22 protein-coding genes and 1 pseudogene are annotated in these 20,482 nt (G+C 43.5%); 14 read left to right on the top strand and 9 right to left on the bottom strand.

Annotated features, from left to right (window positions below; genetic code table 11):
* A pseudogene (locus ABFQ95_02905) lies at positions 1-155 on the bottom strand (IS1 family transposase).
* Between the two features lie 69 nt (positions 156-224).
* The gene (locus tag ABFQ95_02900; GenBank protein MEN8236479.1) at positions 225-536 is read right to left on the bottom strand and encodes a single-stranded DNA-binding protein; all 312 of its coding nucleotides are present in this window, start codon (positions 534-536) and stop codon (positions 225-227) included.
* A gap of 553 nt (positions 537-1,089) precedes the next feature.
* Between ABFQ95_02900 and ABFQ95_02895 the strand changes: the two genes are divergently transcribed.
* Both ABFQ95_02895 and ABFQ95_02890 read left to right on the top strand, forming a co-directional pair.
* Positions 1,090-1,344, top strand: coding sequence for a type II toxin-antitoxin system HicA family toxin (locus ABFQ95_02895; GenBank protein ID MEN8236478.1), 255 nt, complete (start codon positions 1,090-1,092; stop codon positions 1,342-1,344).
* Complete coding sequence (locus tag ABFQ95_02890; protein ID MEN8236477.1) at positions 1,341-1,685, top strand: type II toxin-antitoxin system HicB family antitoxin; 345 nt, start codon at positions 1,341-1,343, stop codon at positions 1,683-1,685. The genes ABFQ95_02895 and ABFQ95_02890 overlap by 4 nt, the downstream gene beginning before the upstream one ends.
* A gap of 525 nt (positions 1,686-2,210) precedes the next feature.
* Here the strand turns inward: ABFQ95_02890 and ABFQ95_02885 are convergent.
* On the bottom strand, positions 2,211-2,630 hold the full coding sequence (locus ABFQ95_02885; GenBank protein ID MEN8236476.1) for a putative toxin-antitoxin system toxin component, PIN family: 420 nt from the start codon (positions 2,628-2,630) through the stop codon (positions 2,211-2,213).
* A complete protein-coding gene (locus ABFQ95_02880; protein MEN8236475.1) occupies positions 2,630-2,935 on the bottom strand; it encodes a hypothetical protein in 306 nt (101 codons plus the stop codon). The genes ABFQ95_02885 and ABFQ95_02880 overlap by 1 nt, the downstream gene beginning before the upstream one ends.
* A gap of 321 nt (positions 2,936-3,256) precedes the next feature.
* On the opposite strand from ABFQ95_02880, the gene nusB reads away from it, so the two are divergent.
* From nusB to ABFQ95_02835, 9 genes are all read left to right on the top strand, one after another.
* Positions 3,257-3,862 carry a transcription antitermination factor NusB gene (gene nusB, locus ABFQ95_02875; GenBank protein ID MEN8236474.1) on the top strand — a complete coding sequence of 202 codons (606 nt, stop codon included), beginning with the start codon at positions 3,257-3,259 and terminating at the stop codon, positions 3,860-3,862.
* Positions 3,863-3,947: 85 nt separating this feature from the next.
* Positions 3,948-5,003 (top strand): thiamine-phosphate kinase, encoded by a 1,056-nt coding sequence (gene thiL, locus ABFQ95_02870; protein MEN8236473.1) that lies wholly within the window; start codon positions 3,948-3,950, stop codon positions 5,001-5,003.
* 145 nt (positions 5,004-5,148) lie between these two features.
* Complete coding sequence (locus ABFQ95_02865) at positions 5,149-5,694, top strand: cytochrome b (protein MEN8236472.1); 546 nt, start codon at positions 5,149-5,151, stop codon at positions 5,692-5,694.
* Positions 5,695-5,884: 190 nt separating this feature from the next.
* A complete protein-coding gene (locus tag ABFQ95_02860; GenBank protein MEN8236471.1) occupies positions 5,885-6,133 on the top strand; it encodes a hypothetical protein in 249 nt (82 codons plus the stop codon).
* A gap of 262 nt (positions 6,134-6,395) precedes the next feature.
* Positions 6,396-8,174, top strand: a complete 1,779-nt coding sequence (sppA, locus tag ABFQ95_02855) for a signal peptide peptidase SppA (protein MEN8236470.1) — start codon at positions 6,396-6,398, stop codon at positions 8,172-8,174.
* A 361-nt stretch (positions 8,175-8,535) separates the two neighbouring features.
* Complete coding sequence (locus ABFQ95_02850) at positions 8,536-9,468, top strand: EamA family transporter (protein ID MEN8236469.1); 933 nt, start codon at positions 8,536-8,538, stop codon at positions 9,466-9,468.
* Positions 9,469-9,710: 242 nt separating this feature from the next.
* A complete protein-coding gene (gene rpmI / locus ABFQ95_02845) occupies positions 9,711-9,908 on the top strand; it encodes a 50S ribosomal protein L35 (protein MEN8236468.1) in 198 nt (65 codons plus the stop codon).
* 23 nt (positions 9,909-9,931) lie between these two features.
* Positions 9,932-10,294 carry a 50S ribosomal protein L20 gene (gene rplT, locus ABFQ95_02840; GenBank protein ID MEN8236467.1) on the top strand — a complete coding sequence of 121 codons (363 nt, stop codon included), beginning with the start codon at positions 9,932-9,934 and terminating at the stop codon, positions 10,292-10,294.
* Positions 10,295-10,337: 43 nt separating this feature from the next.
* A complete protein-coding gene (locus tag ABFQ95_02835) occupies positions 10,338-11,786 on the top strand; it encodes a UDP-N-acetylmuramoyl-L-alanyl-D-glutamate--2,6-diaminopimelate ligase (protein MEN8236466.1) in 1,449 nt (482 codons plus the stop codon).
* A 29-nt stretch (positions 11,787-11,815) separates the two neighbouring features.
* Here the strand turns inward: ABFQ95_02835 and ABFQ95_02830 are convergent, their stop codons facing one another.
* On the bottom strand, positions 11,816-12,832 hold the full coding sequence (locus ABFQ95_02830; GenBank protein MEN8236465.1) for an Rpn family recombination-promoting nuclease/putative transposase: 1,017 nt from the start codon (positions 12,830-12,832) through the stop codon (positions 11,816-11,818).
* Between the two features lie 270 nt (positions 12,833-13,102).
* Here ABFQ95_02830 and ABFQ95_02825 point away from each other — a divergent pair, with 270 nt between their 5' ends.
* Both ABFQ95_02825 and sfsA read left to right on the top strand, forming a co-directional pair.
* Positions 13,103-13,681: a hypothetical protein gene (locus ABFQ95_02825; GenBank protein ID MEN8236464.1), complete on the top strand. Its 579-nt coding sequence runs from the start codon at positions 13,103-13,105 to the stop codon at positions 13,679-13,681.
* Between the two features lie 151 nt (positions 13,682-13,832).
* Entirely contained in the window at positions 13,833-14,534 is a 702-nt protein-coding gene (sfsA, locus tag ABFQ95_02820) for a DNA/RNA nuclease SfsA (GenBank protein MEN8236463.1), read from the top strand.
* A 331-nt stretch (positions 14,535-14,865) separates the two neighbouring features.
* Here sfsA and uvrA read toward each other — a convergent pair whose 3' ends face one another.
* Positions 14,866-17,694, bottom strand: a complete 2,829-nt coding sequence (gene uvrA / locus ABFQ95_02815; protein ID MEN8236462.1) for an excinuclease ABC subunit UvrA — start codon at positions 17,692-17,694, stop codon at positions 14,866-14,868.
* A gap of 404 nt (positions 17,695-18,098) precedes the next feature.
* On the opposite strand from uvrA, the gene ABFQ95_02810 reads away from it, so the two are divergent.
* Complete coding sequence (locus ABFQ95_02810) at positions 18,099-18,731, top strand: hypothetical protein (protein MEN8236461.1); 633 nt, start codon at positions 18,099-18,101, stop codon at positions 18,729-18,731.
* A 143-nt stretch (positions 18,732-18,874) separates the two neighbouring features.
* Here ABFQ95_02810 and ABFQ95_02805 read toward each other — a convergent pair whose 3' ends face one another.
* From ABFQ95_02805 to ABFQ95_02795, 3 genes are all read right to left on the bottom strand, one after another.
* The gene (locus ABFQ95_02805) at positions 18,875-19,240 is read right to left on the bottom strand and encodes a hypothetical protein (protein MEN8236460.1); all 366 of its coding nucleotides are present in this window, start codon (positions 19,238-19,240) and stop codon (positions 18,875-18,877) included.
* The gene (locus ABFQ95_02800) at positions 19,240-19,533 is read right to left on the bottom strand and encodes a type II toxin-antitoxin system HigB family toxin (GenBank protein ID MEN8236459.1); all 294 of its coding nucleotides are present in this window, start codon (positions 19,531-19,533) and stop codon (positions 19,240-19,242) included. The genes ABFQ95_02805 and ABFQ95_02800 overlap by 1 nt, the downstream gene beginning before the upstream one ends.
* 224 nt (positions 19,534-19,757) lie before the next feature.
* Complete coding sequence (locus ABFQ95_02795) at positions 19,758-20,102, bottom strand: hypothetical protein (GenBank protein ID MEN8236458.1); 345 nt, start codon at positions 20,100-20,102, stop codon at positions 19,758-19,760.
* Positions 20,103-20,482 lie beyond the last annotated feature (380 nt).

Raw genomic sequence — 20,482 nt, 5'->3', positions numbered from 1 at the left:
CCTTTGTTCTTGATACGAACTCTCAACCCTTTCGGAAGTGTTTGCCTGGGGCGCCCTCTTTTTCCTGAAAGAATTGTTTCCTTGCAAAGTTCAAACAAATTGTTACCGTAGCGCCTTTCTCCATCCGTTAGTAATGAAAGATCATCTGTTTTAAGGCTTGCATCTTAGGGCTGGTCCATATATGACGATCCGTAGGTAGCACATTTTCACTTAACAGCCCTGGGTTACTGCATAAGGGGATGCAATCTTCCGTGCTTTCTAGACACAACAATCCAAACATCTTTGCTATTGTCATGAGCACTACAAAAATACTCAAGCTGTCCTTCAACCCATACAACAGAACCTGCAAATAAGTATGTATAGGCATACTCGATGATCAATGGGTCTTCAATAACCACGTGATGTAGTCTGGAAAGGCTTTTGTCTGAGTCGGTTATAAGCTCAAAACTCATGATGCGAATGTGGTTAGACGTGAAATAAACACGTGGATCATCCGCTATTTTGCCAATTAGGTTAACTCTATTCAATAAAAGCATGGTTCTTTCTCCTTTTCATTAGGGCTTTATTATAAACGCCCCGGGGAACAATTGTTCCCCGGGACTGGCCGTAACGAAAAGCACCATACACCCCAATGACATAGCTACATAAATACTCAAGTCCTGGGAGGCCACCGTCTGCACCGCAGACTTTTGCCACAAGAATACGCGAAATAAGCAAACTTGTGGTACACAGCAGCGCTTTTGGTGGTAAATAGGGACGAGATATAGTATGTTGGCGTCAGCCATTGGTTGATCTCCTAGTGGTTAGATCGATCGTGGTGAGTGGCGCGATGGGTGTTTGAGTACCCGTTGCGTCACGACTTAAATACAACCTAGCGCAAATTTCTTGATGAAGCAACAGTAAATTTAATTTAATTTCTATGTAATTCGTTGGGGAATGTTATGCATAGTTCCCAGTGAAACATGACAATTTCAAGCATACAGAACTCCTGAGATAACGTATACCCGGGACGGGTATACCGACATTGTAACTAAAAATAGTTGCACTATATCTTGTTTGCTGTTAGAATGAAAATGTAAGGGGTAAATGGTGACAAAACGCAGCAAGTTAATAGATCGACTCAAATCAAAGCCTAAAGACTTTACGTGGGATGAGTTCTCAAGATTGCTTGTAGGGTTTGGGTATGAGCTTGCTCCAAAAGGTAAAAGCAGTGGATCTCGTCGAAAGTTTTATCATGAGGAATACGGGCATATAAGCCTTCACGAACCTCACCCCACGAAAATATTGAAGAGGTATCAATTAAACCAAGTGCTTGAGTTGTTACAAAAGGAGAATTTGATATGAAAGATTGTATGGAATATGAAGGTTATTATGGATCTGTACACTATAGTGATAAAGATGAAGTTTTCTTTGGAAAAATTGAATTCATTAGGAGCCTAATTTCTTATGAGGGCACAAGTGTTCGAACTCTTAAAGAAGCCTTTTATAAGGCTGTGGATGATTATTTAGAATTTTGCGAAGAGCAAGGAACAGAACCTGAGAAAGCATTTAAGGGATCTTTTAATATAAGAGTTGGTTCTGACCTCCATAGGGAAGCTACCTTGTATGCCCAGTCCCATGAAATGAATTTAAACATTCTAGCAAAGAAGGCCTTACAGGCCTACATTCATGAACGAAATGGGTGATTTTGTTCAAAGAGTAAGCTCTTGTAAATCATCGTTTTAAATAATTTATTCTTAAGCCTTTTTATTTTTCTTTTTGCTACTTGTTTGTTGCAGTTTGTGGGGGCTCAACCAATAACCACTTGAAAAACAAAGAAAAAATTTTTTACTTTTCGTAAACTTTCTTGCTGTTTTCTTGTTATTTGTCAGTTACTTACGTATTTTGATTGCATCACCTTACTACGGTCATTAGTGAAATATTTGAATTAAAAAAGAAATTTCAGAAAAAGTTTACGAAAACCTAAAAAAATATTACTTATTTATCAAAGGGCTATTGGTCCAGCGGGAGCGGCTGTTAATAATTTGAGGCTCTCTAGAAATCTAAGTTACGTCAAATTGGCCCAGTGTTAGGGTTGCTCAAACGAGCCGCCATCTCAAATTTCAGATGGGAAATTTCTTCATTTTTCTGCTATTCAGCATGGATAATAATAAAAGCTCGCCAAAATCCTATGTCGCATTGCGTACCTTTATGGGATTTAACCCGATCAGCTACAAATCATTCAAAAATTCTGCTGGTTTAAGGATAGGAATTCTTTCATATGGATTTAGGTTTAGTAGATGTTTATCACCACTGACGATGCAATCTGCTTTTCCTTCAATAGCGGCAATGATGTATCGATCATCTTTTGGGTCATCAGGCACCAAGGTTGGATAATCAAATCTGGGGTTCACCTCGTGTGCGACCATTCTCAATGAAGCAACCCACAAGTCAATTTGATCACTATTTAAGACGATACACTTCTTAATTTTTGGATAGGTTAAAGTTGATTCAAGTTCTTCAAGAATATCCTGTGAAAGCAACAAAGTGTGTTGTTGAATTTGAAGAACTGTTTTCAACACTATTCCCGTTGTCCCCTCTGGTTTTATTAACGCGCTTACAAAGACATTGGTATCGAGGACAATCCTCATTAGTCCCGAACTCTTACGGCATGTTTTGCACTATCCGCTAGTAAATCTGCTTCCTCTTGCGAAATATGCTTTTGCATTTTTGTAAGACTATTTTCCAAAAACAATCGAGATAACTTTTCAATGGCAGTGTGCTTTTGCACTGGAATCAATACTGCTAAAGGTTTGTGTTTCCTTTCAATGAGGAACTCATCACCGCGTAAGTTAACGCAGTCTAAAATCTCTCCCATCCTCTTGCGTACATCATCTGTTCCTATGTGAATGATGGGAGAATGTACGCATGTATCTTCATTTTTCTGCATTTCCATAATAATTCTCCTCGTTTTTACACCTAACACAATTATTATAACTCTAATAGTTGTCAGAGTCAATATAATTGCCCAGCCGGCATATCTATTTTCTCAAGAAATTTGAAAAGTTGCCAAAATTTCCCATGCAATTTCTGAGCTAAACTAGCAACTTGAGGATGCCGAACTTGTGCAAATGTGTCAAGTTTTTCAAATCGACGCTCATCCCCCAAGGGCCGTCATATATGACGATCCTTAGGCAATACATTTTCACTGAACAACCCTGCAAAGAGCAAATTCTTTCTTGCTTAACTGGAATCGCTTCGGCATGATGTAGGGGTTATGCCTGAAAAAGATGATATGATCACTCATGGAAAGTCGCCGCGACATTTGGGCCGGCACGCTGCACGCTTGGCCGCCGTGCAAGCCATCTACCAATGGGAGAAAATCCCCTGTTCCACTTCCAGCTTAGTTGATGAATTTATCACGTATCGTTTCGCCCAAGCCTCTGATCCAGAGCATGACGTATTGGTAGACCAGGAGTTTTTTGGCAAAATCGTCACCCATACGCTTGAAAATCACGAACGCATTGATGCTCTTATCAAGCAGGCTCTTCCAGAAGGTTGGCCATTCTTGCGGTTGGATTCTGTCCTGCGCAGCGTCTTACGTGCTGGATGCGGAGAATTCTTGAAAGATCCTTCGCTGGCTGCAGCTATTGTCATCAACGAATATGTGGACATTGCTAAAGATTACTTTGATGGCAAAGAGCCCGGATTTGTTAACGGAATTTTGGATCGGGTTGCAAGAGAGCTTGATTTAACCCTGCGTGATGATACTAAGGCCAAGGATGTGCCAGCACACGAGGTTGAAGATTTTCTAAAGGCGTGTGACACCACCGAGTGCATCACTTGGGAAGATGAAGGAGGAGGAGGAGGAGGGCAGCGGTGATATATGAGCCACAACGCCCGCGCATACGCTTTTCATACACCATCGTCACATCACCGCCGCCGCCACATCATTATTGGATTGCCTTATGTCTTTACACGAATTTTCTCTAATTGATCGGTTTTTTGCTCCCCTCATGGGCGGAGATCGAATCTGGCTGCTGGATGATGGAGCGGTGTTACCCTCAAGTCTAACCCCTGGTCTCACCTCTGGTCTAACCCCTGATCTAACTACAGGCCCAGACCAACAAACAGTTATTGCCACCGATACATTGATTGCTGGTGTACACTTTCGAGGCCGAGATCCAGCCGATCGCATTGCCAAAAAAGCATTGCGCACAAATTTGTCAGATCTTGCAGCTATGGGGGCAACGCCTTTTGGGTACCTTTTAAACTTGAGTTTGCCCGCTGATATAACAGAGTCTTGGCTGGCATCATTTTCGTCTGGCCTTGCTCAGGATCAAAAACGGTTTAAAGTGAAGCTTTTAGGGGGAGATACAACAAAAGTCAACGGCCCGCTCGTCATTACCATCACTGTATTGGGAACTGTCCCTGCAAAAATGGCATTAGCCCGCCGTAAAGCCCAGCCTGGAGATCGATTATACGTATCGAGTACACTTGGTGATAGTGCAGTGGGATTACAAGTCCTTGAAGAAAATTTTAAGGCTGTTCCCCAGGATCTCAAGAGCCACTTTATTGACCGCTATCAGTTACCACAACCTCGTCTCTCCTTGGGGCAAAAGCTGCGCGGTTGTGCGCATGCTGCTATCGATATCTCTGATGGATTTCTAGCTGACCTTGAGCATATTTGTAAGGCGTCAGACCTTTCGGCCTGGGTGCAATTGTCAGCATTGCCAGTCTCTTCATTTTTGCAAGAATTACTGGATTGCGGTAATGATCAACGTAAGAACCAGTTGCTCAACCTTATTCTCAATGGCGGTGACGATTATGAGCTCATTTTCACAGCTCCCCCCAGTGAATCCGATCACATTGCTTTTTTAAGCCAAAGTTTAAATCTCCCAATTACACTTGTTGGACATCTGGGAGGCTACGATTCAGACGAAGATAAAAACCGTATTCACCTTTTAAATGAGCATAATCAATCTATTGGTTTGCATTTTAAGGGGTATGAACATACTTGGTAGTCAGAAATCAGAGGTCAGAGGTCAGAAGTCAGACTTGAATTCAAAATCCAACGTTCAGGATGACGATCCGCAAGCAGCCCATTTTCACTGAACTGCCCTGATTAGGGTTGCAAGCGGCTAGAAAATCACGTAAACAAAAACTGCAATGAAAATACAAAACACAACAACAACCTACGGAACGTTCAGCAAAACCTTACACTGGTCACTGGCGATTTTGATTTTTGCGATGATTGGAAGTGGGCTATACATGGTTGATATGCCCAGAACACCTGAACGCATTCCATTCTATCTCTATCATAAATCCACAGGTGTCGTTGTCCTAGCTCTGGTCACACTGCGCTTGCTATGGCGCTGGCGTACTATAGCTCCTAAACTTCCAAGCGACATGCCGCGGTGGCAAAAAGCCAGCGCGCACCTGACCCATACATTGCTCTACGTTTTAATGTTTGTAGCCCCCATCAGTGGCATGATGATGTCCTTGCTTGGAGGCCACGATATTGCTTTTTATGGTTGGTTTACCATTCCGGCTCTGACAAAAGGATCTTGGGCAGCGCAATTTGGTCATACGGTTCATGTGCAATTGATCTATCTATGGGTTTTGTTGTTGGGTTTACATATTAGCGCTGCCCTGTACCACCACTTTGTTTGCCGGGATGATATTTTAAAGCGGATGTTGTTTGGTAGTCGGTGAAACGGTGGTCACTGAAAGCTGTCCCTGCTAAAACTTTTGCTGCACCTTATTAAGTTTTTTGGAATTGACCTGGACATCAGGGAACACTTGCAAAAATCAAATTTCTCTCTTCTCAACTTCGACTATTTCGATGCCAATATCGAAATAGTCTTGACTATTCCGATGTATATGCTATTTTGGTCGAACTTTTTTGCGCGATAAAGACAAACGAGAAGTTGATTTTTTAATAACAAAAGAAGAAAAACCCTGGATCCTCATCGAAATTAAAGCATCAGCAAAAGAATCTTTAAGTAAAAATCTTTATATTTTTAAAGAACAACTTCAAGTTCCTCACGTTTTGCAACTGGCTTTTGACCTTCCCTATGTTGAACAAGATTGCTTGGCACTGACTCAGCCTACTATAGCGCCTATGCAAACTTTCTTGTCACAGCTGGTGTAGGCCAGAAATCAGAAGTCAGAAGTCAGAAGTCAGAAGTCAGAAGTCAGAAGTCAGAAGTCAGAGATCAGAGGTCAGAAATTTCTCTTAACTAACTTAAGTGTAGCAGCGGGTTTCATGCCGATTTTAATCCCAGTTAGTTCAGGATATATGTGTTGCGTTTCAGCGCAGCACTGCCTTGCTGACATCTGCCCTCTGATTTCTGCCCTCTGATCTCTGATTTCTGATACAATCAAACACAAACCATTAAAAAGCGATTGGATTCATGAAAAAATTTTTCGTTGGCCTATTGGCTGCTATTGGCGCCTTTACTCTCCTGATTACTGTAGGCATATTTGTCATTATCTCATTGAGTGGACCGCGAGTTCACCCCTTGCAACAGCCCACCATTCTCACTATTGAGATCAGTGGTCCCTTAGTGGAAAATGATCATGTTGCTGAACTAGCTTCATTGCTTGGCGGCAAACCAATGGCCCTTAAAGATATTGTTGATGCCATTGATCAAGCAGCAAAAGATACAAATGTTGTTGCGCTTGTTTTGCGATTGGACCACGCGAAAATTGGCCTGGCGCAAGCACAAGAAATTCGAGATGCGGTTAAAAGATTCCGGAAAGCTAATACCGAAAATCCCAAGCTAACCATTGCTTTTGCTGATAGCTATGGCGAAGCGTCAGGAACCATTCCTTATTATCTGGCAACGGCTTGCCAGGAAATTTGGTTGCAACCTATGGGATCTGTTGGCTTAACCGGTCTCTACGCCGAATCCCCTTTTGCGCGCGAAGCGCTTGATTCCTTGAAGTTGAAACCACAAGTTGAGGGACGCAGGGAGTATAAATCACTTACTGAATCCCTGACAGAGACTGATTTTACCCCCGCAAGCCGAGAAGCTCTTAAGGTTGTTTTAGAATCATTCATGCAGCAAATCAGCAAAGATATAGGCAAGAGCAGAAAATTAGCTAGCGAGCAAGTGCGAGCTCTTGTTGATAAAGGCCCTTTTTTAACGCAGGAAGCATTTGACAGCGGCCTCGTAGACAAACTTGGCTATTTTGATGAGGTGCCACAATGGCTTTCTAAAAGGACGGACCAAAAGCTACCAATGATTTCAACCGGTAAATACCTTAGGCGCACTCCCTTACTCCAGGCTAAACCAGGTCAGGCCAAAATTGCTCTGATCTATGGTGAGGGCAACATCCACCGGGACCGCAGCCACAGAGTGGATCCGTTTGGTAACCTGGCCATGGGGGCTCGCGAAATGAGCTATGCTTTCAAAAAAGCGGTTGAAGACCCAGATGTAGCTGCCATTGTGCTGCGTATCAATAGCGGTGGTGGTTCGCCGGTGGCATCTGAAAGTATTGCTCGTGCTGTAACCAAAGCCCAAAGTGCAGGATTGCCGGTCATCGTTTCCATGAGTGATATGACGGCTTCTGGCGGGTACTGGATTGCAGCGTTTGCTGATAAGATTGTTGCCCACCCAGGAACGCTTACAGGCTCCATTGGAGTTGCGGCTGGTAAAATGGTAACCGGAGATTTTTGGGCGCACTGGGGAATCAACTGGAAAAATGTTCATGTGGGCGAAAATGCTGGCATGTGGAGCAGTTCGGAGCAATTCAGTCAGCGCGGCTGGCAGCGTTTAAATGCCTCTTTGGATGCGATTTATGATGCGTTTCTGGAACGAGTTGCCAGAGGTCGTAACATGAGCCTTGGGAAGGCTGAAAGCGTTGCTAAGGGACGAATTTGGTCGGGAAGCGATGCTTTAAAATTAGGGCTTGTGGATCAATTAGGCGGCATGCAAGTGGCCATTGAGCTTGCCAAGCAGGAAGCAAAGCTGGTTGATATTGAGGTACCGGTTGAGGTTTTCCCGCACCCACTGACTGTCCCGCAACAAATTTTAAAATTGCTTAATCCGGATGAAAATGATGAGACAGTCTCAGTGGGTATCATGCCACAGATCATGGCTTCAATTATGCGCAGCGTAATTGCTGCCAAAAATTGGGTTCTTTCTGGAAATGACCGAACGGTAGAAGTAGATTTAGCGGTGTCTTGAGGGCAGAGGGCAGAGGGCAGAGGGCAGAGGGCAGAGGGCAGAGGGCAGAGGGCAGAGGGCAGAGGGCAGAGGGCAGAGGGCAGAGGGCAGAAAATTTTATACCATATAATTATTACTGTCAATAAAAATTAAACATTAAATAAAAATCCTAACACTTAACATATATGGACTGACCTCTGTCCTCTGACCTCTGTCCTCTGACCTCTGCCCTCTGTCCTCTGACTTCTGATCTCTGACAATGCCCGTGGTGGGTATGACACAAAAAAAAGCTTGCAAATTTTTTCTTTTCGCCTTAAATAATCAAAAGATACTCGCAGTAATAATTTGAGTTGTTTTAGTTGTATTTATTGGTTTTTAGAAAATGTCTATCAAACATATACTTTTAGCGCTTTTTGTAGCCTTGGCATGGGGACTCAACTTTGTTGCTGTGAAAACAGCCTTTGTAGAGATTCCCCCTTTTCTGTTCTTAACCCTTCGCTTTCTTGCGTGCTCCCTTCCGCTGTTGGCTTTTGTACCGCGCCCAAAAATTGCCTGGAAATACCTATTGGGCATCAGTGTGTTTCAATGGATTGCCCACTTTTCCTTGATTTTCATTGCACTGTATTTGGGAATGCCTGGAGGGTTAGCCTCTGTCGTCTTGCAAAGTCAAATTCTGTTTACCATTGTTTTTTCATGTCTGTGGCTTAAATCCAGGTTAAACCTCATGCAATTTTTAGGTGTGCTGGTCGCACTGATTGGAATGGGGTTAATTGGTTTGCAAACAGGAATCAGCGGTAATCTCATCGCGTTTGTTTTACTGGTTGCAGCCGCGGCTACTATTAGCGTTGCCAATGTCATGTACAAAAAAATCGGTGATGTGAATATGCTCTCTTTGGTGGTTTGGTCCAGCTTGATTCCGCCTCTGCCGATGTTTGCACTTTCTTTGTATTTTGAAGGGTGGACGCAGATTGTTCATTGTTGCCAATGCATGAGCTGGATCAGCGCTGCCGCCATTGGCTACACATCTCTGGTTTCGACTTTGCTTGGACTCAGTGTTTGGGCTTACTTGATGAACCGAAATGATCCCTCGCACGTAGTGCCGTTTTCTCTAATGATTCCTGTTTTTGGTCTCAGCAGTACGGCCTTGTTTCTGGGTGAAAGTTTGGATTTTATCACAGTAAGTGCTTGTACGGTTGTCATGCTGGGGCTTGGTATCAACCAATGGCCAGTATTGAAGCCTTTACTATTACGTAGCGCCGTGAAACGTAGTTCCACTCCAATTGCGTTAGCAAGGTTATTGCTTTACAAAAGTTGACGAAGGGGTGCATCTTCCACTCCAGTCCCTTAGGTTCGCCCTGGATTAAAACCCTTGGACAAACCTTCTTGGACTAAACCCATTGTGATTTAACCGATTTCTTGCTATAAGTTTCCATGTGGCCTCGTGCAATTTCACGTGGCTGTATAACGAAAGAGCCGGGCGAGAGAGCAAAGATCAGCTCTTGGGCATGCCTTGTTCTTGGACTTTTTGTAAAACCCGATTGTGTAGAGGAGTTAGAAATGCCCAAAATGAAGACCAAAAGTGGCGTTAAGAAACGCTTTCGTTTGACTGCTACTGGTAAGGTTGTGCGCCCGCACGGGAACAAGCAGCACAACATGCGTAAACGCTCGAATAGAATGCTCCGGCAATCTCGTGGGACCACGATTATGGCTGACTGCGATGCGCGCATTATTAAACAACATATGCCTTACGGTTAATTTTAAGTTAAAGGAGAAGTCCTATGGCAAGAGTCAAACGGGGTGTGACCAATCACGCTCGTCACAAAAAGATTATCAAGCTAGCAAAAGGGTATCGCGGTCGTTCTAAGAACTGTTATCGCATTGCGCTGCGCCGGGTTGAAAAGGCACTACAATATGCTTATCGAGATCGTCGCACCCGCAAGCGCGATTTTCGCTCGCTTTGGATCCAGCGCATCAACGCTGGAGTGCGGGAACACGGTTTAACCTACTCCAAGTTCATTAATGGTTTGAATTTGGCAGGTATTACGGTTGATCGTAAGATTTTAGCCGATCTGGCGGTGAAAGAACCAGGTGATTTTAAGACATTGGTTGAAAAATCCCAGGCAGCTTTGACAAAAGCTTGATTTCAGCTTTTACCCCGCCGGGTGTTTGGAGAGAGGGATATCCATGCAACTCAATCAGCTCACCAAACACCTCAGGATAATCGACCAGGATCTGAGACAAGATCCAAATCTTAACATCACCGGAATTTCCCTCGACTCCCGTAAAGTGCGTCCCGGTGATCTGTTTATCGCAATGCCATCAACAAGCGATGGACCGGATGGGATGCACTTTGTTGCTCAAGCAATTGCTCAAGGAGCCATTGCGGTATTGGGGGCAGCAAGTAAATGTTCAAAAAATATTTGCTATTTAACGAGTCCTGATATTCAAGCCGATCTGGCAACCCTATTGCCACTTTTTTATTCAAACAAACCAGAATCAATAGTGGCAGTCACGGGCACCAATGGCAAAACCTCGGTAGTGCAATTTACCAAGCAAATGTGGGCTATGCTGGGGATTAAGGCAGCTTCAATTGGTACACTTGGAATCGATGCATATCCAGATCTAAAAACTCTTACTTCTCCTGATCCAATTACCATGCATGAGCTATTACAGCACTTGGCGCATGATCAGGTGACTCACGTGGCCTTAGAAGCCTCAAGCCATGGTCTTGAGCAGCGCCGACTTGCTGCTCTCCCGCTGAAAGCAGCAGCTTTTACCAATCTGTCACACGATCATCTGGATTACCATGAGACATTTGCGGACTATTTTCGTGCTAAACAGCGTTTGTTCAGTGAGGTTTTGCAGCCCAATGGGATTGCTGTTTTAAACAAAGATGCACCTGAGTTTGAAACGCTGCAGGCCTTGTGCCAAACTCGCCGACAGACGGTGTTGAGTTATGGAAGGGAAGGGGCTGACTTAAGGATCGTACAACAGCAAGCTTTTTTAGAGGGACAACAACTTGAGTTGAACCTGTGTGGAGAGCGGTTTGATGTTTTACTACCCCTAGTCGGTGACTTCCAAGCCGTGAATGCCCTGTGCGCTTTGGGCTTGGTTATTAGCTGTGAAGCAGGAGTCAAAGATGCCGTCGCCACATTATCTCAACTAAAGCCAGTTGTGGGGCGTTTGCAGTGGGTGACAACATTACCAACCGGAGCTCAGGTTTTTGTCGATTATGCGCATACTCCTGTAGCATTGGAGGTGGCATTACGTGCTCTGCGGCAATACACTTTAGGTATGTTGATAGTGGTGTTTGGCTGTGGTGGCGAGCGGGATCAACAAAAAAGACCGATCATGGGACGTGTGGCAGCTGAGTTTGCTGACCAGGTGTTCATCACCGACGATAACCCCAGAAGCGAATCGCCAGAAGCGATTCGAGCAGAGATTATGCAGGGATGTCCAGAGGCCGATGAGATCGATGACCGCGGGCTAGCGATTACAGCAGCACTTGAGGTTGCTAGTCCGGGTGATGTTGTTTTGGTCGCTGGTAAAGGGCATGAGAGCACACAGATCATTGCTGGGCAATCATTACCTTTTAATGACGCTGAGGTAGTACGGCATTTTGTAACTGCGTAGAAATTATGATTTGCCACTGGTGTGTTAGGTTAAGCCGATAATTCATGGTGATTAATGCTACGTAATATTTTTTCAATTTCGCTTTGATTCAGACCCGTTGCTTTTTTAATGGTTGTTATTTGAACGCCTTGTCGTAAGAGTTCTTGCAACATATTGATTTTATCTTGTTTGGCTTTCTGCATGATTTCAAACTTTTCTTTTTCTGCTTTTTGCATGATTTCAATTTTTTCCCTTTCAGATTTTTGTTTGATCTCGCGAATTTGCTTTTTGGATTTTGTGTGTTCTTCTTTACGTCCTTCTTCACGTCCTTCTTTTAAGCCCTTTTGGTGCTCTTCTTCTTTAGATTTTTGTTGCTCAGCAAAAGCAATATCCGCTTTTAGGTAAACATTAAGCTCAGTTGCATCCCAATTAAATTTCTCCATTGTGTCATAGGCTTCTATCAACTCCGGTTCTGTAATAGTCTTTGGAGGAGATTTGCTTTTTTCCCAGTATTTAAAGAAATACATCCATTTATCTACAAGGGTTTCCAGTTCGTTTGCATCTTTTTTGTGAAATTTTGAAAGATCGATAAATACATAAGAAATATCCGTCAAATCATTCTCAAGGGTTTCTACATCTAACATTTTGTGATAGCTAATAGGTTGTTTTTTCTTAGGAAAAACAGTGTAATTGGTTATGGCTAATAAAATCACAGGACTTAATTCAATTTGCTTTGTTCCTTTACCGAGTTGAGAGACATATGTATGTGAAGTGTACATTTGCGTCCGCTTGACAAAATCTGGAGTGTAGTCGTTTTGCATTTCTACAATGTAGTGCGTTCCAGTAGCATCCGTACATTGGACATCCAATATACTGCGTTTACCGTCTCCAAATAGAGGTGATAATTCTTGAGGTATTAGCTTTACGTCTTGTATGCACCGTTTGCCCTTTAAACCCAACATGGAGTTTAAAAAGCTGATCAAAAGATTTTTATGATCTTCTGTACCAAACAGTTTTTTAAAACTAATATCGTTGGTGGGATTGAGGTAGCGATTGTTGCCATACATGTCTAGGGTCTCACAAGATTCTGTTTGCATCAGCATTGATTCCTTTATCTTATCTTAAATTTTAAATCGAATTCAACATTGCAATCACTTTAGCAAACAAATTAAATGCTTGCATCACCCATGCTTGTGTTTGTATTATGCACAATATGCATATACCATGCCGGGTCACAAATTGTGCTTTTTGATACCTTCCAAGGCTGTCATATTTGCAAAATATCCCCAAATTATGGTATAAATGTCTAAACTAAAGAACAATAATAGGGGGAAGCCATGGATTCTAAAATCAGGTTTTTATGGGGCATGTTCTTGTGTCTCTTATTTTTTCAGGTCACCGTGATCTTGTCTTATGCTCATTCAGCAGACAAGGATAGGTCAGAAATCTCAACAGACATGCCTGAGGTGAAAATGGGAGAACCAATAGTCCCTAAAGAAAATGGTACAGGTATGAAGTGGGATAATGCCGAATTGCTTAAGCTACGAAATGAATTTGAAGCAAAACTATTACCGGATCTAAAAAGCAAGGCAGCAAGGGGAGACATTCTTGAGGGTACAATGTGGAATTATATAAAAAACAAGTTTTTGCAAAACGGTGTTAGTGAAGAAGAGGCAAAAGAAGTTGCTAGGATGATGAATTTCAGAATTGATTGGTTGGCGACACATGTCACAAACGAATTACGAGGTGTGCCTAGCACCAGCAATAAATATGCCAAAGTTGCTGGAAATCCGTACCGAAATCGTCCTTATTCTGAGCTTGCTATTCCCGGAGGCGATTTAGGACAATGGGGACCTGTTTCTGACTATGAAGCACAAAGAGTTTACTTGCGCCTGATGGCTGTTTCAAATGAATAAGAGTTTTACACTATGAGTTAATGTTGTAACTATTTCAGCTCCTGCCGGCCGTCATCTCGGACCGTGGGGAATGGAGCTTGGGTTGAAAAACTTGACACATTTGCACAAGTCCTAGATTCTCAAATTATTATCATTAAGGTGACAAAATCTTATGAACTTTGCAACGAATTTAATTCCGGGTCGATTGGTCAAACGCTACAAACGTTTCTTAGCTGACGTAGAGCTGGCCTCAGGTGAAATTGTCACCGCACATTGTCCAGATCCGGGAGCCATGTTGGGCTTAAAAGAACCTGGCAGTGATGTGTGGCTGCTACCCGCAGCCAAGTCGGAAAAGCGTAAATTGTGCTATACCTGGCAATTGATTAAAACTGGAGGAACTTTGGTGGGGATCAATACGCTGTTGCCCAATACCCTGGTGGCGGAAGCGTTAGACCAGCATAAAATTACTGAGCTAGCACATTACAGTGGTGTAAAACGTGAAGTGCCTTATGGCAAAAATTCTCGGGTGGATTTTTTGTTGAGCACAACAGGGGAAAAAGACTGTTATTTAGAGGTCAAAAATGTACACCTAAAGCGCGGGGATACAGCTGAATTTCCTGACTGCGTGACTCAGCGCGGCGCCAAGCATATGAAAGAACTTGCTGCCATGGTGCAACAAGGACACCGGGCCGTTGTGCTTTACGTGGTCCAGCGTGAAGACTGCAAACAGTTTAAGCTAGCACGTGACCTTGACCCAAACTACGCTGATGCCGCGCAAACTGCGGCATTAGCGGGCGTTGAAACTTTGTGTTACTGCTGCCGGGTGCATTTGGATGGAATTGAATTGGATCAAAAGCTGCCAATTGTTCAGTGAGACTCTATATATGGCGCGTTGTCTGCGAAAAGGTATTTTGGGATGAGTGGTAAATTTCCCATTTAACGCATTTTTTTCAAATGGTTACGCTAATTATACGAATTCACCCGAAGATACCTTTTCGCAGACAACGCGCCATATACTCTCGTGAAATCAAAACCTCTAGTTTAAGGGCTGGAGTTGGCATCATGATTTTTTGTCCTGTAGTTAAGAAAAGATTTGGACAAGATTTGTAGTCGTGACAAAATTTAATTGCAGATGCGGCGTTCAGGATAACGTTTGTAGAAGACCTCTATCTAAAAGCGCAATTTATGCCCGGGACTGGTATACCTCATGCAGGTAGATAGGCCTTCAAATACTGTCCCGTATAGCTTTCCTTAACCTTGACAATTTTTTCAGGCGGGCCATATGCTACAATTTGCCCGCCGGCATCACCCCCTTCAGGGCCCAGATCGATAATCCAATCGGCCGTCTTGATGACATCAAGATTGTGCTCGATAACAATAACGGTATTGCCTTGATCAACGAGGGAGTGCAGTACTTCGAGTAGCTTGCGTACATCTTCAAAATGCAATCCTGTTGTGGGTTCGTCTAGGATATAAAGGGTTTTTCCGGTAGCGCGGCGGGAGAGCTCTTTGGCCAGTTTGATGCGCTGGGCTTCCCCGCCGGAAAGCGTGGTGGCTTGTTGGCCCAGGTGGATATAGCCAAGGCCAACGCGCTCAAGAGTTTCCAGCTTATTACGGATGGCGGGAATGGCATGGAAGAATTTTGCTCCTTCTTCAACAGTCATGTCTAACACATCGGCGATTGATTTTTCCTTATGGGTGACCTCAAGGGTTTCTCGATTATAACGTTTGCCTTGACATTGATCGCACTGCACATAGACATCGGGCAAAAAGTGCATTTCGATTTTAATAACGCCATCACCTTGGCAGGCTTCACAGCGCCCGCCTTTGACATTGAATGAAAATCGCCCCAGAGAGTACCCCCGGGCTTTGGCTTCAGGAAGGCCTGCAAACCATTCACGGATGGGGGTAAATGCTCCTGTGTAGGTGGTAGGATTTGACCTGGGCGTTCGGCCGATGGGGGACTGGTTGATATCAATGATTTTGTCGATGTGTTTAATGCCGTCAATCCGCTTATAGTCGCCAGGTAAATCCCTGGCTTCGTTCATTTGCCGAGCCAATGCCTTGTAGAGAGTCTCAACTATAAGTGATGATTTACCGCCCCCGGAAACACCGGTCACACAGGTCAATTTGCCCAGAGGAAACTTGACAGTGAGATTTTTGAGATTGTTAACCTTGGCGCCGACAAGCGTGAGGGTTTTGTTTTTGTGGCCCGCTCGGCGTTTTTTTGGCACTGTAATTGCTTTTTTACCACTTAAGTAAAGCCCAGTTAGACTTTTGGGTTCCTTGAGAATTTCTGCTAATACGCCCTGAGCAACAACGCGTCCCCCATGAATTCCAGCGCCTGGTCCCATATCAACAATGTAATCAGCGGTGCGAATTGCATCTTCATCATGTTCAACCACAATGACTGTGTTGTCGAGATTGCGAAGATGTTTCAAAGTTTCCAACAATCGGTCATTGTCTTTTTGATGTAGACCAATGGAAGGCTCATCTAATACATAAAGCACTCCTGTGAGCCCTGAGCCAATCTGCGAGGCCAAACGGATGCGCTGGCTTTCACCGCCTGACAAGGTGCCGGAGGTACGGGAAAGGCTGAGGTAGTTTAAGCCCACATTGACCAAGAATCCCAGTCGCTCATTGAGTTCTTTCAGAATTCTGCTGGCAATTTCAGCCTCTTTTGCAGGCAATTTCGTTGCCAGTTGGCTGATCCAGCTGTGTGCCTCGCCAATTGAAAGAGTACTGAGCTCTCCTACATGTTTGTCATTAATTTTAACAGCCAAGGCTTCGGGTTTCAGCCGGAAGCCCATACAGGAAGTGCAGGGGTGAATGGTCTGATAACGACTGAGCTCTTCGGTTTGCCGGCTACTTTGGCTGTCGCGCCAGCGACGTTTTAAGTTGGGAATCACGCCTTCAAAAGGCTTATTGCTGTGATGTTGGCGTCGCTCGTCAACGACTGTCATCGGGATTGTCTCTTGGCCCGTTCCGTGCAAAATCGTTTGTTGAATTTTTTCAGGAAGGGCGTTGAAGGGTAGATGCGGGTCGCCGCCGTAGTGTTCAACGACAGCGGTTAAGATTTGCTGATAATAAAAAGCAAAGGCGGTATTCCACGGGGCAATCATGCCCTGGAAAATATTTTTTGTTGTATCAGGAATAATCAATTCGGGGTCAAAATCAACTTTGATGCCAAGCCCATCGCATTCAGGGCAGGCCCCATACGGACTGTTGAAGGAAAACAGGCGCGGTTCGATTTCATCGATGGTAAATCCGGAAACCGGGCAGGCAAACTTGGCAGAAAAAGTCAGGCGTTCATTGGTATCAGCATTTTCGGCATAAATCAAACCGTCACTGAGTTTCAATCCGGTCTCAAGAGAATCGGCTAAACGGTTGCCCAAGTCGGGGCTGAGCACGATGCGATCAACAACGACATCAATATCGTGCTTAAGTTTTTTGTTGAGGTTAGGCGTTGCATCGATTGAGTAAATCTCTCCATCAATGCGGATACGCTGAAAGCCGCGTTGCTGCAAGTCGGTGATTTCTTTTTTGTATTCGCCTTTGCGGCCTCGAACGATAGGAGCAAACAGATACAGCCGTGTGCCCTCAGGTAAGGTCATCAGCCGGTCGACCATTTGAGTCACCGTCTGACTTTCAATGGGAAGACCGGTGCTGGGGGAGTGTGGCACACCAATGCGGGCAAATAGCAATCGCAGATAATCATAAATTTCGGTGATGGTTCCAACAGTTGACCGAGGATTCCGTGATGTGGTTTTTTGCTCAATGGAGATAGCCGGTGAGAGTCCTTCAATGGAATCCACATCGGGTTTTTGCATCAGCTCAAGAAATTGCCGGGCGTAGGCGGACAGGCTTTCCACATAGCGACGTTGCCCTTCGGCATAGATGGTATCAAAGGCCAGGGAAGATTTGCCAGAACCACTTAGTCCTGTGATGACCACCAGTTTGTTCTTTGGTAGCTCAAGGGATATATTTTGCAAGTTGTGCTCTCGAGCACCTTGGATTTTAATAGAAGAAACCATTGTTTACCAACCTTAAGAAGTAATATGCTCTCGTGAAATCAAAACCTCTAGTTTAATGATAGCGAGAAGCGCGCAGTTTACTTGGGTAAATGAGCACTTCGAGCGTATCAGGAAACAGAGGTTTTGATTTCACTTCGCTATAGAGTTCAATTTTTGCTACCTCCCATTCTATACTGAAACTGAAGCAAAATGTCGAATTTCATTATGCTCTTAAAAAATGGGATCCCGGATCAGAAGCTTTTGCAGCCCAAGGGCTTAGGCTGCAAAGAGCAACGTCCGGGATGACGACCGTAGTAATGGCAAGACTTTTCTGCTTAAATTAGTACCACTGGTGTACGGCCGTATAAGTGTGATACCCTCCCGGTCACACAGGTACACACATGTTGACAGTAAGGACTGACAGTATGAAATATATGAAGACGAAGACATCTACTAACAAATTATATTACCTAGGATTAGCAGTTGCACTCGGGGTTTCCGGTTGCAAAACGAATGAGTTTGCGTCTTATTCCGAGAGCCTCATACAACAGTCTGACAGCAGTTTGACGACTCAGGAACAAATCCTTAAAGATCAGATTGCCTATGAGCGACAACTTAATGAAGACCTCAGAGCAAAGGAAAGTCAAGTTCAGCAAGAAAAATTAAGCAGAGAGCACCGTGAGGCGATTGCTGCTAGAAAACGCGAGATCAGGCAGCTCGAGATTGAGCAAATGCGTTTGGTGCAAGAGCGACAAAAATTCGAGCGCCGCCGCAGGCAGGAAAAGTATGCAGAAGAGCAGAGAAAACAAGTCCAACTTCGAAAGCAACGTCAAGAAAAGCGGCGTGTGCAAGAACAAATCAAGAAAGATCGCCGAATGGCCGAAAGGCTAGCACGGGAAGAATCTAAAAGAGCGCAGGCAGAAAACCAACGCCGCACGCAGCAGATTGAGCAAGATTATCAATTGGCACAAAAATTGCAGCGCGAGGAAATGCATCGTGAATTAAAGCAAAAAGTACGTGAGCGGGAGCAACGAATGGCTCAAAAGTCAGTGATGTGATTTTTAGCTCTTCTGGACTTTTTGTTTAATTACACTTGTAACGTCGAAGAGTTTTATTCTTTAACTTAATATACCGAAGTATACTTTATTAAGAATTTTTTTTACTCATTAATGAGTTGTAGCAATCCATCATAACTTGTTTTTCAGATTAAGTCGTATGGCCTTATAAGAATTCTTGCAGGTATGCCAAGTTTTTGATGAAGATTTCTAATCATGGAAAGTGTTAGTGAACGTTTTTTTGCCAAAACCTCAGAAACACGTCCTCTAGCACCAATTATAGGTTCAAGATCTTTACGGGTTAAATTTTCTTGTTCCATACGAAATTTTAAAGCTTCAATTGGGTCAGGCATATCTACAGCGAAATGTTTTTTTTCGTACGCTTCAACAAGGGTTACAAGTATATCGAGTTCGTCTCCAACGTCTGAACCTGTCTTGGCGTCCATCCGTTCGTCAATTAAAGCTAGGGCTTTCTCATAATCCTCTGATGTTTTTATTGGTTGAATTTGCATTACACTATCTCCGCATTAATTCTATCGTACTCTTTGTGGGTTCCGATAAATCGAATATAAATTACCCTGAAATGATAATTTATTTTCACGACTAATCTGTATTTATTTCCACCAATGTTAAAAACAACCCGATTACCTGCAAGAAAATCGGCGCTTCTATAATGGCTCTTGATATCTTTTGGAGACTTCCAATCCCCTTTCAGAGCTTCATAATACCAAGCAGCGAGAGGAATGCGTGCAGGTGGATGTTTTTCCCAAAAGTCCTTCAACGTTTTCTTCGCAATAACCCTCATGATCTTACTTTAACATGATCCCACATTGGGATCAAGATAAATTTTGAGAACATTAGTCACATAAACTTCTGCAACACTACTTTATACAAGACGGTGTATTTGAATGTGGCGGCTAATTCAGCACTTAGCGCTTTACCTCTGTTCAACCACTTGCAAGGGGATGGCTGTCTGCTCTCCCCTTTTAAACGTCATCTGCATTTTGTTCAGCGACAATTAGAAATACGCTATTCGTTCTGTAGTAAGTACAAGTCTCCCTTACTAGCAAAGAACAGCTTATTCATTTCAGTATACGCTTTGTTGTCAAATTCTTTTCCGAACCGAACAAGCTTGAATTCATCCGTTTTTAGGTTTACTTTTCTGCCAATTTTGTTCTTAAACTCTGAAAACGGATCATCCTTGCGAAATTTGACCAAATCGAGTTGACTCGTTTTAAAATTTCTCACCATTACCTCCAGGTCTTCTGGGGTATCAGTAGCTGAAATTTCGTATATACCTACTGTAATAAGACTTATTCCTAACAATAGGGTCAAAGTTAGTTTTTTAATATTGAAATATTGTTTTTGCATCATAAGTTTTTCCCTAATTTTGATTTGTAAGTTATAAAATACCAACTACACGTGTTGCCTAAGGATCGTCATCGTGACGAAATTGAATTGCAGATGCGGCGTTCAGGATGACGTTTGTAGAAGACCCCTATCTAAAAGCGCCATTTATGCCCGGGACAGGTATAAACTGCAAGCTGGTAGCTATCATTAAACTAGAGGTTTTGATTTCACGAGAGTATATTGAAATTCTTTGTTGGAGTTAATGAAATCACAGATATTCATCCAATGTTTCTTCAACAAGTGAGATTTCTTCATTTCCAAGTTTACCAAGTTTGTGCAAAATGAGGCGCTGATCTAACGTAAAGATTTTAAAACGGATCAAAGAAGGTGAGTTTAATCCTGTT

Source organism: Pseudomonadota bacterium (assembly GCA_039714795.1).
In the GTDB taxonomy this organism is placed as follows: Bacteria; Pseudomonadota; Alphaproteobacteria; order JAGOMX01; family JAGOMX01; genus JBDLIP01.
Note: the sequence above shows the minus strand (reverse complement) of the source record. Positions and strands in the feature narration are given on the sequence as shown.